At 35.0% G+C, this 16,355-nt stretch carries 11 protein-coding genes; 8 read left to right on the top strand and 3 right to left on the bottom strand.

The window, feature by feature from the left end; genetic code table 11:
* Positions 1–3 precede the first annotated feature (3 nt).
* Positions 4–2,709: an alpha-L-rhamnosidase gene (locus tag VB776_RS12785; protein ID WP_323330238.1), complete on the bottom strand. Its 2,706-nt coding sequence runs from the start codon at positions 2,707–2,709 to the stop codon at positions 4–6.
* Between the two features lie 471 nt (positions 2,710–3,180).
* Here VB776_RS12785 and VB776_RS12780 point away from each other — a divergent pair, with 471 nt between their 5' ends.
* The 7 genes from VB776_RS12780 (at position 3,181) to VB776_RS12750 (ending at position 8,901) form a co-directional block, all read left to right on the top strand.
* The gene (locus VB776_RS12780) at positions 3,181–3,858 is read left to right on the top strand and encodes a hypothetical protein (protein ID WP_323330236.1); all 678 of its coding nucleotides are present in this window, start codon (positions 3,181–3,183) and stop codon (positions 3,856–3,858) included.
* 341 nt (positions 3,859–4,199) lie between these two features.
* A complete protein-coding gene (locus VB776_RS12775) occupies positions 4,200–4,688 on the top strand; it encodes a YcxB family protein (protein WP_323330234.1) in 489 nt (162 codons plus the stop codon).
* A gap of 143 nt (positions 4,689–4,831) precedes the next feature.
* Entirely contained in the window at positions 4,832–5,968 is a 1,137-nt protein-coding gene (locus tag VB776_RS12770; RefSeq protein ID WP_323330232.1) for a hypothetical protein, read from the top strand.
* Positions 5,969–6,121: 153 nt separating this feature from the next.
* Complete coding sequence (locus tag VB776_RS12765) at positions 6,122–6,880, top strand: DUF3667 domain-containing protein (RefSeq protein WP_323330230.1); 759 nt, start codon at positions 6,122–6,124, stop codon at positions 6,878–6,880.
* 15 nt (positions 6,881–6,895) lie between these two features.
* The gene (locus VB776_RS12760) at positions 6,896–7,177 is read left to right on the top strand and encodes an antibiotic biosynthesis monooxygenase (RefSeq protein ID WP_323330228.1); all 282 of its coding nucleotides are present in this window, start codon (positions 6,896–6,898) and stop codon (positions 7,175–7,177) included.
* A gap of 65 nt (positions 7,178–7,242) precedes the next feature.
* Complete coding sequence (locus tag VB776_RS12755; RefSeq protein ID WP_323330225.1) at positions 7,243–8,118, top strand: alpha/beta hydrolase family esterase; 876 nt, start codon at positions 7,243–7,245, stop codon at positions 8,116–8,118.
* Between the two features lie 96 nt (positions 8,119–8,214).
* The gene (locus VB776_RS12750; RefSeq protein ID WP_323330224.1) at positions 8,215–8,901 is read left to right on the top strand and encodes a TerC family protein; all 687 of its coding nucleotides are present in this window, start codon (positions 8,215–8,217) and stop codon (positions 8,899–8,901) included.
* A 246-nt stretch (positions 8,902–9,147) separates the two neighbouring features.
* Here VB776_RS12750 and VB776_RS12745 read toward each other — a convergent pair whose 3' ends face one another.
* Both VB776_RS12745 and VB776_RS12740 read right to left on the bottom strand, forming a co-directional pair.
* The gene (locus VB776_RS12745) at positions 9,148–10,788 is read right to left on the bottom strand and encodes an ABC-F family ATP-binding cassette domain-containing protein (protein ID WP_323330222.1); all 1,641 of its coding nucleotides are present in this window, start codon (positions 10,786–10,788) and stop codon (positions 9,148–9,150) included.
* 234 nt (positions 10,789–11,022) lie between these two features.
* Positions 11,023–13,440: a TonB-dependent receptor domain-containing protein gene (locus VB776_RS12740; protein ID WP_323330220.1), complete on the bottom strand. Its 2,418-nt coding sequence runs from the start codon at positions 13,438–13,440 to the stop codon at positions 11,023–11,025.
* 528 nt (positions 13,441–13,968) lie between these two features.
* Between VB776_RS12740 and VB776_RS12735 the strand changes: the two genes are divergently transcribed.
* Entirely contained in the window at positions 13,969–16,338 is a 2,370-nt protein-coding gene (locus VB776_RS12735) for a beta-L-arabinofuranosidase domain-containing protein (protein WP_323330218.1), read from the top strand.
* Positions 16,339–16,355 lie beyond the last annotated feature (17 nt).

Below are 16,355 nucleotides of genomic sequence, written 5' to 3'. Positions count from 1 at the left end.
AATTTACTGAATCTCGAACTGATACGTTCCTGCTGATAATGGATTAATTTTTAATTGTTTATGCGTAATGGAAATACTTTTTTCAGTTACCGAATACTGCTTTTGAATATGCTGATTGGTTTTTACATTTAATAAAACCGTCGCCGTTGCATTGGCTGGAATGGTGATTGTATAGACAATCTTCTCTCCTACCCTTTTCCATGAAGAAATGATTTTGCCTTGCGGACTATCATGCGATGCTTCAAAAGCGTTTAAGTTTTCTACAAAATTAGGGGCTAAAATGATATTTTTAAAACCTGCCTGCGAAGCATCAGGTTTGATGCCCCCGATGCCTTTGTACAACCAAGCCCCAATTTCACCAAACATGATATGATTCATCGAAATATCGCTTTTGGCATCAATCGGCCAGTTTTCAAAGAGTGACGTTGCCCCGTTGGCAATCCACCAGCCCCAAGAAGGAAACGTTTCTTGCGAAGCGATTTTATACGCTACATCAGCATAACCATTTTCACTTAAAGCATTCAAAATGGCTTTTGTACCCAATAAACCCACATCTAAATGATTGTTGTCGGCGGCTACTCGCTTGGCTAAATTTTCGGCTACTTTGGCTTTTAGTTCTTCTGGCACTAATCCCCAATACAGCGGAACGCTTAGTTCTGTCTGGAATCCGCTTCCGTAAATGCCTGTTGTTTTGTTAAGATACTTGTTGTTGAAAGCTGTTTTTATCTTTTCTGCCAAAGCTGAGTAATATTCATAATCAGCGGTTTTACCGAATAATTTAGCGTTTTTTGCCAAGATGCTGGCATCTACAAAATAGTAAGCCGAAGACGTTAATTCAACAGGCGATTTTGATTTCACAGGCACCCAATCGCCCAAGCCCCAAGTCGTTAATCCGTTTGGACTAATGGATTCAATGTGATTGACGTATCGTTTGAGGTTTTCGTAGTTATCTGCCAAAATCTTGGTATCGCCATAAAACAAATAGATATTCCAAGGAATAATGGCGATGGTACTTGTCCAGTCTGGGCCATTGCCCCATTCATAACCCCAACCATCGGTAGGAATAATGGATGGCAAAACACCATTGGCTTGTTGTTCGTCACGATGGTCAGCGAGCCATTTTTCGTAAATTGTAATGCCGTCAAAATTATATAAACCCGTTTCGCTGGCGATATGGGCATCGCCTGTCCAACCGTTTTTCTCTCTTTGCGGACAATCCGTCGGATAACCAAATAGATTCGACAAGTAAGAAACATTGGTAGCCGCCCAAATTTTATTAATGGTAGGGTTTGAAGTACTCACATTGCCAACCACAGGCACATCGCTGTGCATAAAATAGCCTGAAAGACTTTCTTTGCTCAATTGAATAGGCTGAGAACTGGTCACTTCTACATATTGAAAGCCTTTATAATTAAAATGTGGCATAAAACTTTCTTCGCCTTTTCCCGAAAGTATAATAATATCCGTTTGGAAAGGATCTTTATCATCCGTCGGGCGATAATGCACATCAATATTTGATAAATCCGCTCTTCCGTTCGGATATAATCTTTCTGAATGTTTCAAACGTAAAATCGTTCCTGCTTTGCCCGAAACTTTAATTTTACTTACGCCCGAAATATTTCTGCCCAAGTCAAAAACAAAAGTAGTATCATTGATTCTATTCAAACTTTTACTCGGAATTTCTTCTACATTTCTAATCGGATGCAATGCCTGAGCGACGATATTATTAGAAGGAGCAGTTCTGAAAATGACTTCTTTCCAAGCTTTATCATCAAAATTAGCTTTGTTCCAATCGGCTTGTTCCAATCGGGCATCGTAATGTTCTGCGGTATAAATACTGTTAAAAATAATCGGACTCAAAGCCGTTTTCCAATCCTTGCCCGTGACAATTACTTCGCTTGTGCCATCGGCATATTTCACCCGAATATCCATACAAAAAGTTGGTCGCCCACGCCACGGAGCTTCGTGAAAATACCAAACGGCTGTCGATTGATGATTGTACCAGCCATTGCCCAAGAGTACACCAATGGCATTTTTACCTTTTTGCAATTGCTTCGTTACATCGTGCGTCACATACAAAGTACGTCTATCAAAACGAGTGTACATCGGGTCGAGGCGGTGATTGCTGATTTTTTCACCATTGATATACAATTCATACAAACCAGCCACGGCAATATAAGCACGTGCCGAAACGATTTGCTTGTTGCTCTGAAAACTCTTTCTAAAATATGGAGCAGGTTTGGTATTTACCTCCCTCGAATCGCTAATCCAAGCACCTTGCCAATTACTCATGTTCATCATGCCCGTTTCAAAAGTGGCAATGTCAGAAGTCGTCGTTTGTCCGTCTTTATCCCAAATCTTTACACGCCAAAAGTATTTAGTAAAAGCCTGTAAAGCCTTGCCTTGGTAGCTCACTAAGGTTTGGGAAGTATTTTTTTGACCAGTATTCCATTCAGAAGCAATGCCTTTGCTCAAAGCCAAAGAATCAGTACTGACTAAAACCTGATACGCCTTTTGTTTTGCCCCCTGTCGAGCATCCGACAACTGCCAAGTAAAGCGTGGCGAAGGAGCATCAATTCCCAAAGGATTAACCAAATACTCACACCTCAAAGCCGTGACCCGACAAGGTGTATTAGCAAAAGTTGTTTGATTAAATACCAAAAAGGAACATAAAATGAAAAGACGCATTGAAGATAATGAAAGGTTCATGGCAGTTTATGAGTAAATCTAAATAAAAGAGCAGGGAAATTACAGTGGAAAATGTTAGTGGCTATTCTCTTTTGTGGGTTAATTCCTCCCTGCAAGTTGCAGGAAGGAATTATCACCCGATGTTTTGCTCCTGCATCGTGCAGGGAGGAATTTCAGCGTATCATTTTGTTCCTGCAACTTGCAGGAGGGAATTTCAGCGTATCTTTTTACTCCTGCAACTTGCAGGAGGGAATTTCAGTCTATCATTTTGTTCCTGCAATGTGCAGGAAGGAAGTTCAATGTATCATTTTGTTGCGAAGGAATTACCGTATAATAAATTCTAAGCAGAAAGATGTTTTGGGATTTTTATGTTTAGGGTTAATGTGATACTTTTAGGGGATTGGAAAGTTTGTGTACATTAGGAATACTGAAATTACTACTAACCTTTCGCATATTAGGGGGCTATGCGTAACCATAAAAAGACAGACAACTATGTTTGGAATATTTAAAAAAACAAATTGGAAAATTGACAGAAAAGCACTTGACTTTTTTCGACAAGTCTTTACTCAGTTGCCTGCTGAATTTCAATTTTTATCGGACGGTCTTGACAAAGGACTTTATAGAAGTTTTTCTGTAAATCATGCAATGAGTGGACATTTCTACACAATCGGCTTTGACCCTTCTCAATCTGACAAATCAATGACTAAGGGAAAGCAGTTTGAATTGGAGAATATTATAATAAAGCAGGACGGTCAAGTATTCACTTTAAACATTACGATTTTTGATGGACTTTGGGTAGGTTTTGAAATTGGAAAAAGCATTTTAGACTTTAATAACTTTCAAGTTGACCTATCATCATTTAAAAAAAGTAAAAGCAAGTTTGTAGCAGATACAAAAATTGAAAAACTTGTTAAAGGATTGACCTGTAAACAACTTGATTTAACAAATCTTGGTGAGTTTGAAGCTGACGGAAAACTCTTTTATCAAATCAAAGACTTGCAAGATGGGAATTATATCGCCATTGACAACAAAGGGAAAGTGTATGGACTAATTCAAGACCCATACAAAATTGAACTGATAAATAAATCTGTCAGACAATTTGTTGACGATGTGAATAGCGAGAAATTTGACTTTGACAAATATTTAAACGGAGAAAATGGCAACGTATAACAGCACCTACCCAAAAAGCAGGATTTCGGGCTTCTTTAGCCATTATCAAAGTTTCTTCTCCAACAACACGAGCGTAAGCAACGCACCAATTATTAAAACCAAATTTCATAGAAAACTTGGCAGAAAAAACACCACCAAATGCAAAGTCCCGATAGGGACAATATATCGGTAGAAAATCACAAACATTTTTCCCACACATAGTTCCGTAGGAACGAAATATACCGTTCCTACGGAACTATGGTAATCTTTAGCAAAACATTTCTACCGATATTTTACTCCTACGGAGTGTTTTATTTTCTTTGCTATTTCGAAGTATTTTAATAACCATAATTCCACAATCAATGAATTTCAGTTTGACTTATGTACCTGATAGGCAATACTATGAAGAAGCTTATCGGGAAATGATTTCTTCATTAAAGCTAAAAAAATATGAACCTGTTCTTGCAACAATTATGATAGTTTTTGGAATAGGTTTGTATTTATTGGATAAAAATAATAAGCTAAGTATATTTCCTTTAGTCTTTTGTAGTTTGGGAATTTATGAGTTTTACAAGGTTTACCATGAGAAGAAAAAGTGGCTAAAAGACAGATTGGATAGTAAAGTACTCAATCAGCCAATAACACTTGAGTTTAATGAAGCAACGATAAAACACAATAGCACATTCGCAAATGGCGAGCTTAAATGGGACGGTCTTAAAGACATCGTTAAAACAAAGAATGGCATTCTTTTAAAGCCTGAAAATGGTTTAAGTATATATTTACCCGATAAAATATTTAGAGGTAGAGAAGAAATTGAATTTATTCTTTCCAGAAAGAAAGGGGAAAACTAAGACTGAAAATATTTCTATAAATCCTTAAAATTCAATAGAGTTGGGATTAATCCCAACCCTATTGAATGAAATCTAAAATGTTTTGTCCCAATTATCAAAGTCAGCATTCAAATTATTCTAAAAACACATAATCAATCATCACAATGAAAAAATGCCTCTTAATCTTTTGCCTATTTATTGTCAATTTTACTTTCGGACAAACCAAACAAGCCCTCACTGATGAACAAAGATTGAACAAATGTATCGCTGAAAATACCAATTACTTTACTTTCGACGGACAAAAACCTGATGGAAAAGGATGGACAATCCTTGAAAATCTTTTTACCGAAAATCAATTTGTTGCTTGGGGAGAGTATCATAATTCGTCAATGTTATCTAAGCTGACAAGCTTTGCTTTGGAAAGTGCTTCAAAAAATGGTTATAAAACTTGGTGCATAGAAACAAGTCCGTTCGTGGCATCTGAATTAACGAAAATCGCTAAAACTAATAATCCATTGGAAACGATTTTAAGTTTTTCAAAAGATAGTCATAAAATGCCATCATTCCCTTTTTTTGCAACTAAGGAAGATATTCAAATGCTACAAACTGCCAGCAAATTGAATTATTCTATTTGGGGAATTGACCAAGAATTTCAAATGACATTTCCTTATTGTATTAACAAATTATACAGCGGAGTTCCCAATTCTTTGAAACAACAATACAAGCCTGTTGCCGACAGTCTATTGGCTAAATGGTGGATGCCAAATGGCAAACTCTTAGATAGTTTAACCAAAGTAGTGAAGTCGCCAAGTTTAAAACAATTAGCCAATGAAATTAAAATTTCAAAAGAGATTTACATTGAAAGTGACAATGCCAAAAGAGCAAGCTTAATGAAAAGGAATTTCTATAAATATTATGATGCTCTGAAAACAAAAGATGAAAAAATATTCTTCAAAATGGGAAGTAATCATTTGGCAAGAGGAATGAATTTGATAACAAAAGTTTACGATATAGGAAATGCTATTTTTGAAGTAGCAGAACATAACAAAACTAATTTCGCCAATGTGTATTGCATGGTAAGATACACCACTGAAAAAGGGAAAATTATTGATGATTTTGAAAGTGATCATAACGAAAACCCCAAAGTATTTTCAAAATTATACGATAAAGAAAAGTGGGTGCTGGTTGATATAAGAAGCCTTAGACGTAGGATTAAATATGATGGTTCGCTTACATTTGATACCTATCGTTTGATTGAGAAGTACGATTTCGTATTAGTTTCATCGGAAATTATGCAGTAGTCGTATGTAGTTTGTTCCAACTCTGATTAGATTTCTAAGTACTTCCGTAATTGTTGGAGAAATATTTCTAACAAATACGAAAAATGATGTTTCAATATCAGATTTGAAACATTAATTGAAAATCTCTATCTTTCAGTATCAACTCATTAATCTATGACTAACTGTAAGAACTGTAATAGCCATTTTGAAGGAAATTTTTGTAGCGAATGTGGACAAGCTGCTGATACACATGAGATTAATTCGCATTTCCTTTGGCATGATATACAACAAGGTCTTTTGAATTTAGATAAAGGTATTCTATTTACCCTCAAAGAGTTATCTACTCGTCCTGGCTATTCTATCAAAGAATTTATTGCTGGACGAAGAGTACAGCATTTCAAGCCGATTTCATTTGTGCTGGTAGTTGCTGGGATTTACGGCTTTGTTATTCATTACTTTGATATTACTTCGTTTTTCAATGCAATTCCCGATGTTGATACAAAAAAGGTAGTAGATGTCTCCAAAATTATCGACTGGATAAGTGCTAATTATGCTTTATCAACTTTAATTTTGATTCCAATTTCTTCGCTAAGTACATATTGGGCTTTCAAAAAGGAACGCTACAATTTTATTCAACATATTGTTATTAATGCCTTTATTTCGGGTTTTCATATTGCTTTGAGACTATTTTTTTTCCCTCTTGTATTACTATTTGATAGAAAAAATGGCTTAGGCATTTTAACCATTCCCGATGTTATTGGTATTGCATATACTTTCTGGGTACTTATTCAGCTTTTCGACTACTTACCGCTAAAATCAAGAATACTAAAAATTATTTTATCTTATATCTACTTAGGTTTGGTGTATCTTCTTTTTGTGTTTTTATCTGGTACAGTGGTTGGTTTACTTTTGGCAAAATTAGAACACAGATAAAAAACTTAAATAACGATGAAACACGTTTTAATTATCCATGAAGTAGCGGATTATCCCGCTTGGAAAAAAGTATTTGATAATGCCGCTGGCATCAGAAAAGAAGCAGGAGAAATCTCATATCAAGTTTTGAAGTATGAGCAAGAACCTAATAAAATCGTACACTTTTCGGTTTGGATTTCGCTTGAAAATGCCAAAAACTTCTTTGAGTCGCCAAAGTTAGTACAGATTAGAAAAGAAGCAGGCGTAAAATCTCCTGAGTTTATTTATTTGGATGAGCTTGAAACAGGGGTTCTCTAAAGAAAATTCACTAATTTCGACAGCAAAACGATATTTTTCCTAATCCAAAAAAATCTCCATTTACTATGAAAAAATTACTTTCGTTAATGCTATTTATCTGTTGCTGTCAACTAGCAAAAGCACAAATTCTTTCTGATTCGATGATGATTGAAAACCATTCTCGAAGCTTCTATTATTTACCAACAAGCAAAGCCAAAGCTTCTTTAGTGTTTATTTTACATGGCTCGCAAGGCGACGGAATGCTTATCCGAAAGTATGGAAATTATGAACCTACCAAAAAATTTGAGGAATTAGCGGCGAAAGAAAATATACTCTTGGTTTTTCCAAATGGCTACAAACGTTATTGGAATGAATGTAGAAAAACAGCAAATTCTGCTGCAAATCAAGAGAACATCAATGAAGAAGCTTTTTTCGGACAAATGATTAGCTACTTCAAAGAGAAATATCAAATTGATGACAAGAAAGTCTTTGCTGTTGGTACTTCTGGCGGTGGACATATGGCGTATAAATTAGCCCTGACGATGCCCGAAAAGTTTAGAGCCATCACGGCAATCGTTGCTAATTTGCCTGATACAAACAATTTAGATTGTGCTGAAAAAAGAATTGCGAAACCTGTAATGATTGTCAATGGTACTTTAGACCCGATTAATCCTTATCAAGGCGGAGAAGTAAAACTTGGTCCGACTGTTAATTTAGGTTTTGTTCGTTCAACCGACCGTACTTTTGATTATTGGGCAAGTCTTGCGGGTTACAAAGGCGAACCAAGCTTAGAAAAATTACCCGATAATGACCCGAACGACCATAAAACAATCGAGAAATATACTTTCAAAGAAAAAAAGAAACCAGAAGTAACCTTATTGAAAGTAATCGGTGGAAAACACGATTATCCGAATGATATTGATGTATATTTAGAAGCATGGGCTTTTTTTATGCGGAATTAAAGGTAATTTTTCTTTGGCAAGAACCAAATGTGTTGGCTGGTACAATATTTCAATAAAAAGTATGTTTAGCCTAAAACAACTCAATTAAGTTAAAACATGACAACAGAAATTCTAATTTCACTCATTACGCTCATCGTTCTCGAAATCGTTTTAGGTATCGACAACATTATTTTTATTTCTATTCTATCGGATAAACTTCCCGCTGAAAAACGCAAAAAAGCTCGTTTGGTTGGTTTAAGTTTGGCTTTAATTACTCGTTTGATTTTACTGGCAGGTATTAGCTGGATTATGAAACTTGATAAAACACTTTTTGTAATATCGGGAATTGATTTTTCAGGAAAAGATTTAATCCTGATTATTGGAGGCTTATTTTTATTGTACAAGAGTAACAAAGAAATTTTTGAAAAAACAGAAGATGAACACCCAGACAAACCCTTTATTTACACTTCTTTCTCTAAAATTATTGGTCAAATCATTATCCTAGATTTGGTATTTTCAATCGACAGCATCATCACTGCGGTTGGTTTAGTCGATGAACTTTGGGTGATGTACACAGCAGTAATTGTGTCAATTTCCATCATGATGATGGTGGCAGGAGCAATCAGTAATTTTATCAGTAAACATCCATCTTTGAAGATTTTAGCTCTTTGTTTTTTAATGATGATAGGTGTAACGTTGATTGCCGAAGGTTTAGCTTTCCATATTCCAAAACAATATATTTATTTTTCAATGGCATTTTCTTTCTTAGTAAATATCATTCAAATTAGAAAAAGTGCAAAATAGATACAATATGAGTCATCCTGAATTTTAAAATCATAAAAAAGCGATCGAAATTAGTTTTTCGATCGCTTTTTTATGATTGATGGGCAACGAATTCCTACTGTTTGAGCGAAGCGAGTTTAGGAATTCTTGATTTTTTTGTTACTTTTTGCATCAAGGCAAAAAGTAAGGACGAGAATAAATCCAAAAAACATTGAAATCTTTTAAAACTTGCTTTTTCAAGAGAAAAATCGGGATGACTTATATTTCTTACTTCTCTTTACGTTCAATTTCTCTCAAATTCTCCAGCTTTTTATTTCTCAAGAAGCCCGTAATGTCTTCAAAATGTTCTTTTACTCGCTTGTTGCCAAACTCAAACACTTTGTTGGCAAGTCCGTCTAAGAAATCTCTATCGTGAGAAATCAAGATGATTGTTCCTTCAAAACTCTTCAAAGCATCCTTTAAAATATCTTTGGTTTTTAAATCCAAGTGGTTGGTTGGTTCATCCAGAATCAACAAATTGACAGGCTCAAGTAATAATTTCACCATCGCCAAACGAGTTTTTTCTCCTCCCGACAATACTCTTACCTTTTTGTTAACGCTGTCACCACCAAACATAAAAGCACCTAAAATATCTTTGATTTTGGTTCTTACTTCACCCACCGCAATATTATCAATCGTTTGGAAAACAGTTAAATCCTCATCTAACAAAGAAGCTTGATTTTGAGCAAAATAGCCAATCATGGAATTATGACCCAATTTTAATTCTCCTTCAAAAGGAATTTCGCCCATGATGGCTTTCACCATCGTTGATTTCCCTTCACCATTTTTTCCTACAAAAGCTATTTTTTCACCTCTTTCAATCGTCAACGAAGCATCTTTAAAAACGACGTGGTCATCATAGCTTTTACTTACATTATCAACAATTACTGGATAGTTTCCTGAACGTGGAGCTGGTGGAAATTTCAAATTTAGGGCAGAAGTATCAATTTCATCTACTTCTACAATCTCAATTTTCTCCAGCATTTTTACTCTTGATTGCACTTGAAGCGTTTTTGAATACGTTCCTTTGAAACGGTCGATAAATTCTTGTGTTTCAGCAATCATTTTTTGCTGGTCGTTGAACTGCTTTTGTTGTTGTTCTTGACGCTCTTTTCTGAGTTGTAAATACTGAGAATAATTTACTTTATAGTCGTAAATGCGTCCCATCGTCAATTCAATGGTGCGGTTGGTAATATTATCTACAAAAGCTCTATCGTGAGAAATAACAATTACGGCTTTGGCATTATTAATTAAAAAATCCTCTAACCATTGGATAGATTCAATATCCATGTGGTTGGTTGGCTCATCTAATAAAATCAAATCTGGATTTTGAAGAAGAATTTTCGCTAACTCAATTCTCATACGCCATCCACCACTAAATTCACTGGTTTGGCGAGTAAAATCTGAACGTAAAAAGCCTAAACCTAAAAGCGTCTTTTCTACTTCCGCATCAAAATTGATTTCTTCAATAGAATAATACTTCTCACTCAGTTCAGAAACTTTTTCGATGATGTGCATATACTCATCTGATTCATAGTCAGTTCTAGTTTCAAGCTGTGTATTCAATTCATCAATTTCAGCTTTCATATTCAATACTGTCGAGAAAGCCTTAGAAGTTTCTTCAAAAACAGTACTGTTATCTTCTGTAAGTAAGTGCTGAGGCAAATAGGCAATTACGGCATCGCCTGGTGCAGAAATTTTACCTCTGGTAGGTTTATCTACACCTGCTATAATTTTCAGAAGCGTAGATTTTCCCGCTCCGTTTTTTCCCATGAGGGCTACTTTATCTTTATCGTTGATGTTGAAAGTGACATCACTAAAAAGAGCTCTTCCACCGAACTCTACCGCTACGTTATCTATTGAAATCATTGTATTTTTTTATGAAAGACAAAGATAAGGAAAAACAAAGTTTTTTATAAATCTGTTTGGTAATCCCTTTAGATTGCTGAATTGAAGAGCGGTAGAATTAAACATTTCTTGTGTAGCGATATAATCCTTTACGGTTACCGCTTGTTTAACACGGCAACCGCAAGGGATTGCCATTACAACAATCTATTTATTTGAAAATCCGAAATCCAACATCACAAATCCAAAATCCAAAAATCATTCTTCCATTTTAGGTTTTGATGCCGACTTGGCTTGGTTCAATCGATAGCTTAAAGTCAGGTTAATTTGTCTTTGTCTTGGTAAAAAATCTCTGTTTGAATAAAAATTTACTCCTTCAATCACAGTTCTGGTTCTTCTACTATTGAAAACGTCCAGAATGTTTAAAGTAAGTGTACCTTTTCCTTTAAAAATATCTTTATTCACCGCCAAATCGGTATAAAATAAATAGCCTCTTCTGCCTTGTGCTAATTGCTGTGGTGCTTCATAATTGGCTCGTACTTGTAAATCTATGCCTTTAGGTAAATTGAATTTGGAAGTTTGTCGTGCAAACCAACTATAAGTATCACTTTTATAATTGCCAGAAACGTTTGAACCATCAGTAACCGCTCGGAAAAAACTCCAGCTAAAATCTAATTTCCACCATTTGGTTGGCGTGTAATTTGTGGCAAATTCAGCACCGTAAGAATTTTGTCCGACCAAATTCAAGGGTAAAGTCGTAGAAATTCCAGCTGAGTTGACAGAACGAATCGACTCAATTTTACCATTCGTTTGTCTGTAATAAAGTGAAGAAGAAAACGAACCTTTTTCAAAATACTTTAAATGTCCCAACTCAAAAGCATTGGTAAATTCAGGATTCAAATTTGGGTTTCCACTGAAATAATTTCTTTGGTCGGAAAACGTAACAAAAGGACTCAAATCATTATAAGTTGGTCTTCTTACTCTTCTTGAATAAGAAATTTGCAAAGCATTTTCATTCGCTAAATTTAGGGTAAAATGTGTACTTGGAAATAAGTTGGCATAATCTCTTGGGTTTACTTCATTGGTTTGTTTCAAGGTTGTTGTCACTTTCGTCAATTCTGCTCGCAAACCTACTTGATAGGAAAATTTCTTGGTTTTGTTACCGATAATTCCATAAGCTGCTGAGATATTTTCGTTGTAAACAAAATTATTGGTGAGTCCAGCCAGTGGCTCAAAATTGCCTGAAGCATTTTGTTGTGTCACACTATAATCATTGGTCATATCTCTAAAACTGGTACGCAAACCTGTTTCAATTTTCCCTTCTTTTCCAATTGGCTGAATGTAATCTACTTGTAATAAAATCTGTTTTTCGGCTTCATCGTTAAGTGATTTTTGCAATTTGGTGTTAGCCGAATTAGGTTTTCCATCTGCCCAAAAACCAGTTTGCTTGAAGGTTTGGTCGGAACGTTCCCAATAATCTAAATAACGAATATCAGTAACCAATTCCTGACCTTTTTTATTGAAGCTTTTCTTGTAAGTAATAGAATATTCTGAATTGGGTTCAGTTTCAGTTTCGTCTTGCTGACGATAAGTAATTGTGTGTAAAGTTTCCGTTTTATTGTTAGAATCATCGTAACGGAAATCTGTAATGCGTCTTACATCGCTTCTTCTTAATAAATAGGAAGCCGTGAAAATATCTTTATCCGTCAAGAAAAAATCTAGTCCACCTTTGATATTATTATTCAAACCCTTCACACTTCCGCTGTTGGTTTGATTCAAGGTAAATATTGTATCGTTTGAAAACACATTTTGAAATAATGTGCCATTTCCTCTTAAATCACGATACGAAATTCCATAATTGACAAAGAAATTGACTTTTCGGTGACGATAATTGACATTCGCTGAAACACCATAATTGGCAGGATTTCCAGAAATCAATTCAAAAGAGCCATTAAAACCTTGTTTTTGCTCTTTTTTCAAAATAATATTAATAATACCCGACATTCCTTCTGCTTCATATCGTGCAGAAGGATTTGTGATAATTTCTACTTTTTCAATCAAACTTCCTTGCAATTGTTGTAGCCCAGCACCGCCTTTAAAACTGACTAAACCCGATGGTTTTCCATCAATCAAAATCCTAACATTATCACTTCCACGCAATTTTACGCCACCTTCGGCATCTACCGAAATAGAAGGAATATTACTAAGAATATCAGAAGCCGAACCTCCAGCATTCGATAAATCTTTACCAACATTAAAAATCTTTTTATCCAAAGCCAAAACCATCGTACTTTTTTCGGCTTGCACCACCACTTCATCTAAAGTACTACTTGAAGCACTTAGTTGAATTAATCCTAAATCAACGGTTTTCTTTTCTTTGGATAAAGTAAACACTGCTGATTTAAAAGATTTATAACCAATAAATTCAACCAAAGCATAATAAGTACCGTAGGGGTTTGGAATAGAAAATTCTCCTGCATCATTAGCAATATTGCCTCCAACTAGCTTTTGGTCGGCATTATTAAAAATTCTAATGGTTGAAAAACTTAATGGGGTATTCGTTTGGGCATCTTTTACATGTCCTTTAATAATACCTTGAGCAATGCCCAAAAAAGGTATTAAGGTAAAGAGTATTACTAAAGAGAGAGATTTTTGCGTTTTTGAGAAATATAACATATTGGAGAATTAGCGATTCATTCGATAAAAGGATGAGATAAGTATTATTTACTGTGTAATAATAGCGAGCAATTTAGAAAAGTAATATAACTTCTTGGTAGTCCTGAAATATAATGTTTTTCTTTCAAGATTATAATTACAAATAAAGTATTTTATTGCACCCTGAACTTCTCTCTTTGCTATACAATTCCGTTACTCGTAATGGATATGACCATTCTTCTTCGTTGTTGTACTACCACAATAACTACAGTTCATATTACCTTTTTTATAACAAAGATAAATAAAGCATTACATTTACAGGACTACCAGATTTTAAAATCTTATCATGACTTAACTTTTAAAACAGGACATATCTTATAAAAATGAGTTTGGAAAAGCGTATTTCTGTAAATATTATTAGCTTAATATGATTAAATTTACTAAAATTATGGCTAATATTTAGCTACTTCTTACTAATTCCAGCCAAGACTTGCTCAAGAAATATTTTCACCTTTGTATCGACAATAATCATATTCAAAATCCGATTCTATGAAAAGGTCTTATGCTTTTACTTTGCTAATTCTTTTGGTTTGCAATGCTACTTTTTTCGCTCAATCATATATTCCTGAAAAAGCTGACAAACGCTTTCAAGTAAAACCAGTGGTTGATTTAAAGGCTTTTGCTTTTAATTTAAAAGATGTAAAACTTTTAGCAGGAAGTCCTTTTAAAAATGCAATGGATAAAGATGCAGCTTATTTATTGTCGGTAGAACCTAATCGTTTACTTCATCGCTTTTACAAAAATGCTAATCTCCCAACCAAAGGAGATATTTATGGCGGTTGGGAAAGCGATGGACTTTCAGGACATACTTTAGGACATTACCTTTCAGCTTGTGCGATGATGTATGTTTCTACTGGAAATATTGAATTCAAAAATCGTACAGATTATATCGTTGCTGAACTTGGAAAATGCCAAAAAGCCAGAAAAACTGGTTATGTTGGAGCAATTCCAAAGGAAGATACTTTGTTTGCAAAAGTGGCTCGTGGAGAAATAAAATCTGGAGGTTTTGATTTGAATGGTGGTTGGAGTCCTTGGTACACTGTTCATAAAGTAATGGCGGGTTTGGTTGATGCTTACTTGTATTGCGATAATCAAGAAGCCTTGAAAATTGTTGTGGGAATGGCAGATTGGACAGCCAATACAGTCAATCCACTTTCGCCAGAATTATTACAAAAAATGTTAAAATGCGAGTACGGAGGTATGAACGATGTTTTAGCCAATATTTATGCAATCACTGGTAATAAAAAATATTTAGAATTATCATACAAATTCTACGACGATTTTGTGATGGTTCCACTTTCAAAAAAAATTGACCCGATGGCTGGAAAACATTCAAACACCAACGTTCCAAAAGCCATTGGGAGTGCTCGTCAATATGAATTAACAGGCAATGAATCTGATAAAACTATCGCCTCATTCTTTTGGGATATTATGGTTAATCACCACAGTTATGTAATTGGCGGAAACAGTAATTATGAATACTGCAACGAACCACACAAACTGAACGACCATCTCAGCGATAATACTTGCGAAACTTGCAATACTTATAATATGCTAAAGCTAACAAGACATTTGTTTACTTGGCAACCCAACAGTCAGCTTGGCGATTATTACGAAAGAGCTTTGTACAATCACATCTTGGCTTCACAAAACCCAGAAAACGGGATGATGTGTTATTTCGTTCCTTTGAGAATGGGAACTAAAAAAGAATTTAGCGAGCCTTTCAATACTTTTACTTGTTGCGTAGGAAGTGGCATGGAAAACCACACTAAATACACCGAAAGCATTTATTATGAAGGTGCAGATGGAAGTTTGTTTGTAAACTTATTCATTCCTTCAGTATTGAATTGGCAAGAAAAGGGTATTAGCGTCACTCAAAATACATCGTATCCAAACAGTGAAAGTACTTCTTTGAGCATTCAAACTAAAAAAGCTAAAACTTTTGCTTTGCGTTTACGTTCGCCTTGGTGGGCAAGTAAAGGAGTACAAATTACTGTAAATGGAAAGCTTCAAAAAATTGAAAAAGACGAAACTGGTTATTTAGTAATCAACAGAACTTGGAAAAATAATGATAAAGTAGAGATTACTTTCCCGATGTCTCTTTACACAGAAAGTATGCCTGATAATGCCAATCGTATTGCATTTTTGTATGGACCATTGGTTTTGGCAGGACAATTAGGAAAGGATTTGCCAGACCCAATTTATGGAACTCCAGTTTTATTGACTGATGATAAAAACATCAATAATTGGTTAAAACCTGTTCCTAACCAATCGCTTACTTTTAAAATGGAACAAACAGGAAAGCCTTTTGATGCTACTTTGATTCCATTCTACCAAACTTATCAGCAACATTACAGTGTTTATTGGGATTTTTTCACCAATACCGATTGGCAAAATCGCCAGACAGAGTATGAAGCAGAGAAAAAACGTCAGCAAAAAATTGAAGAAATGACGATTGATAATTTCAGAATCGGTGAAATGCAACCTGAACGTGACCACCAGCTAAAAGCCAGCGAACAATCTTACACAGACATCGCCTTGGGTAGAACTGGAAGAGAAGTAAGAGCAGGTGGATTTTTCTCTTTCCAAATGAAAGTAAATCCAAACATAGAAAACAGTTTGCTTTTAACTTATTTGGGCGATGATAAAGGAAGACTATTTGACATTGTTATCGACGGAACAAAAATTGCTACACAAGAATTAAAAGGTGGAACAACTGGTAAATTCTTTGATGTGGTGTATCTAATTCCAGCAGAAATTCTTCAAGGAAAAAGTACTATCGAAGTAAAAATATTAGCCAATGCAGGCAAAACTGCTGGGAGAGTATTTGGTTGTAGAATTATTAAAGTTGAAAAGTGATTTTGAAAGAAATTAAT

Origin of the sequence: Arcicella gelida, assembly GCF_034931025.1 — a bacterium.
GTDB lineage: Bacteria > Bacteroidota > Bacteroidia > Cytophagales > Spirosomataceae > Arcicella > Arcicella gelida.
Note: the sequence above shows the minus strand (reverse complement) of the source record. Positions and strands in the feature narration are given on the sequence as shown.

Coding starts and splice junctions, on each gene's coding strand:
- VB776_RS12755 (WP_323330225.1), top strand. CDS start 7,243: ATGAAAAAATTACTTTCGTTAATGCTATTTATCTGTTGCTGTCAACTA.
- VB776_RS12745 (WP_323330222.1), bottom strand. CDS start 10,788: ATGATTTCAATAGATAACGTAGCGGTAGAGTTCGGTGGAAGAGCTCTT.
- VB776_RS12770 (WP_323330232.1), top strand. CDS start 4,832: ATGAAAAAATGCCTCTTAATCTTTTGCCTATTTATTGTCAATTTTACT.
- VB776_RS12760 (WP_323330228.1), top strand. CDS start 6,896: ATGAAACACGTTTTAATTATCCATGAAGTAGCGGATTATCCCGCTTGG.
- VB776_RS12750 (WP_323330224.1), top strand. CDS start 8,215: ATGACAACAGAAATTCTAATTTCACTCATTACGCTCATCGTTCTCGAA.
- VB776_RS12735 (WP_323330218.1), top strand. CDS start 13,969: ATGAAAAGGTCTTATGCTTTTACTTTGCTAATTCTTTTGGTTTGCAAT.
- VB776_RS12775 (WP_323330234.1), top strand. CDS start 4,200: ATGAATTTCAGTTTGACTTATGTACCTGATAGGCAATACTATGAAGAA.
- VB776_RS12780 (WP_323330236.1), top strand. CDS start 3,181: ATGTTTGGAATATTTAAAAAAACAAATTGGAAAATTGACAGAAAAGCA.
- VB776_RS12785 (WP_323330238.1), bottom strand. CDS start 2,709: ATGAACCTTTCATTATCTTCAATGCGTCTTTTCATTTTATGTTCCTTT.
- VB776_RS12740 (WP_323330220.1), bottom strand. CDS start 13,440: ATGTTATATTTCTCAAAAACGCAAAAATCTCTCTCTTTAGTAATACTC.
- VB776_RS12765 (WP_323330230.1), top strand. CDS start 6,122: ATGACTAACTGTAAGAACTGTAATAGCCATTTTGAAGGAAATTTTTGT.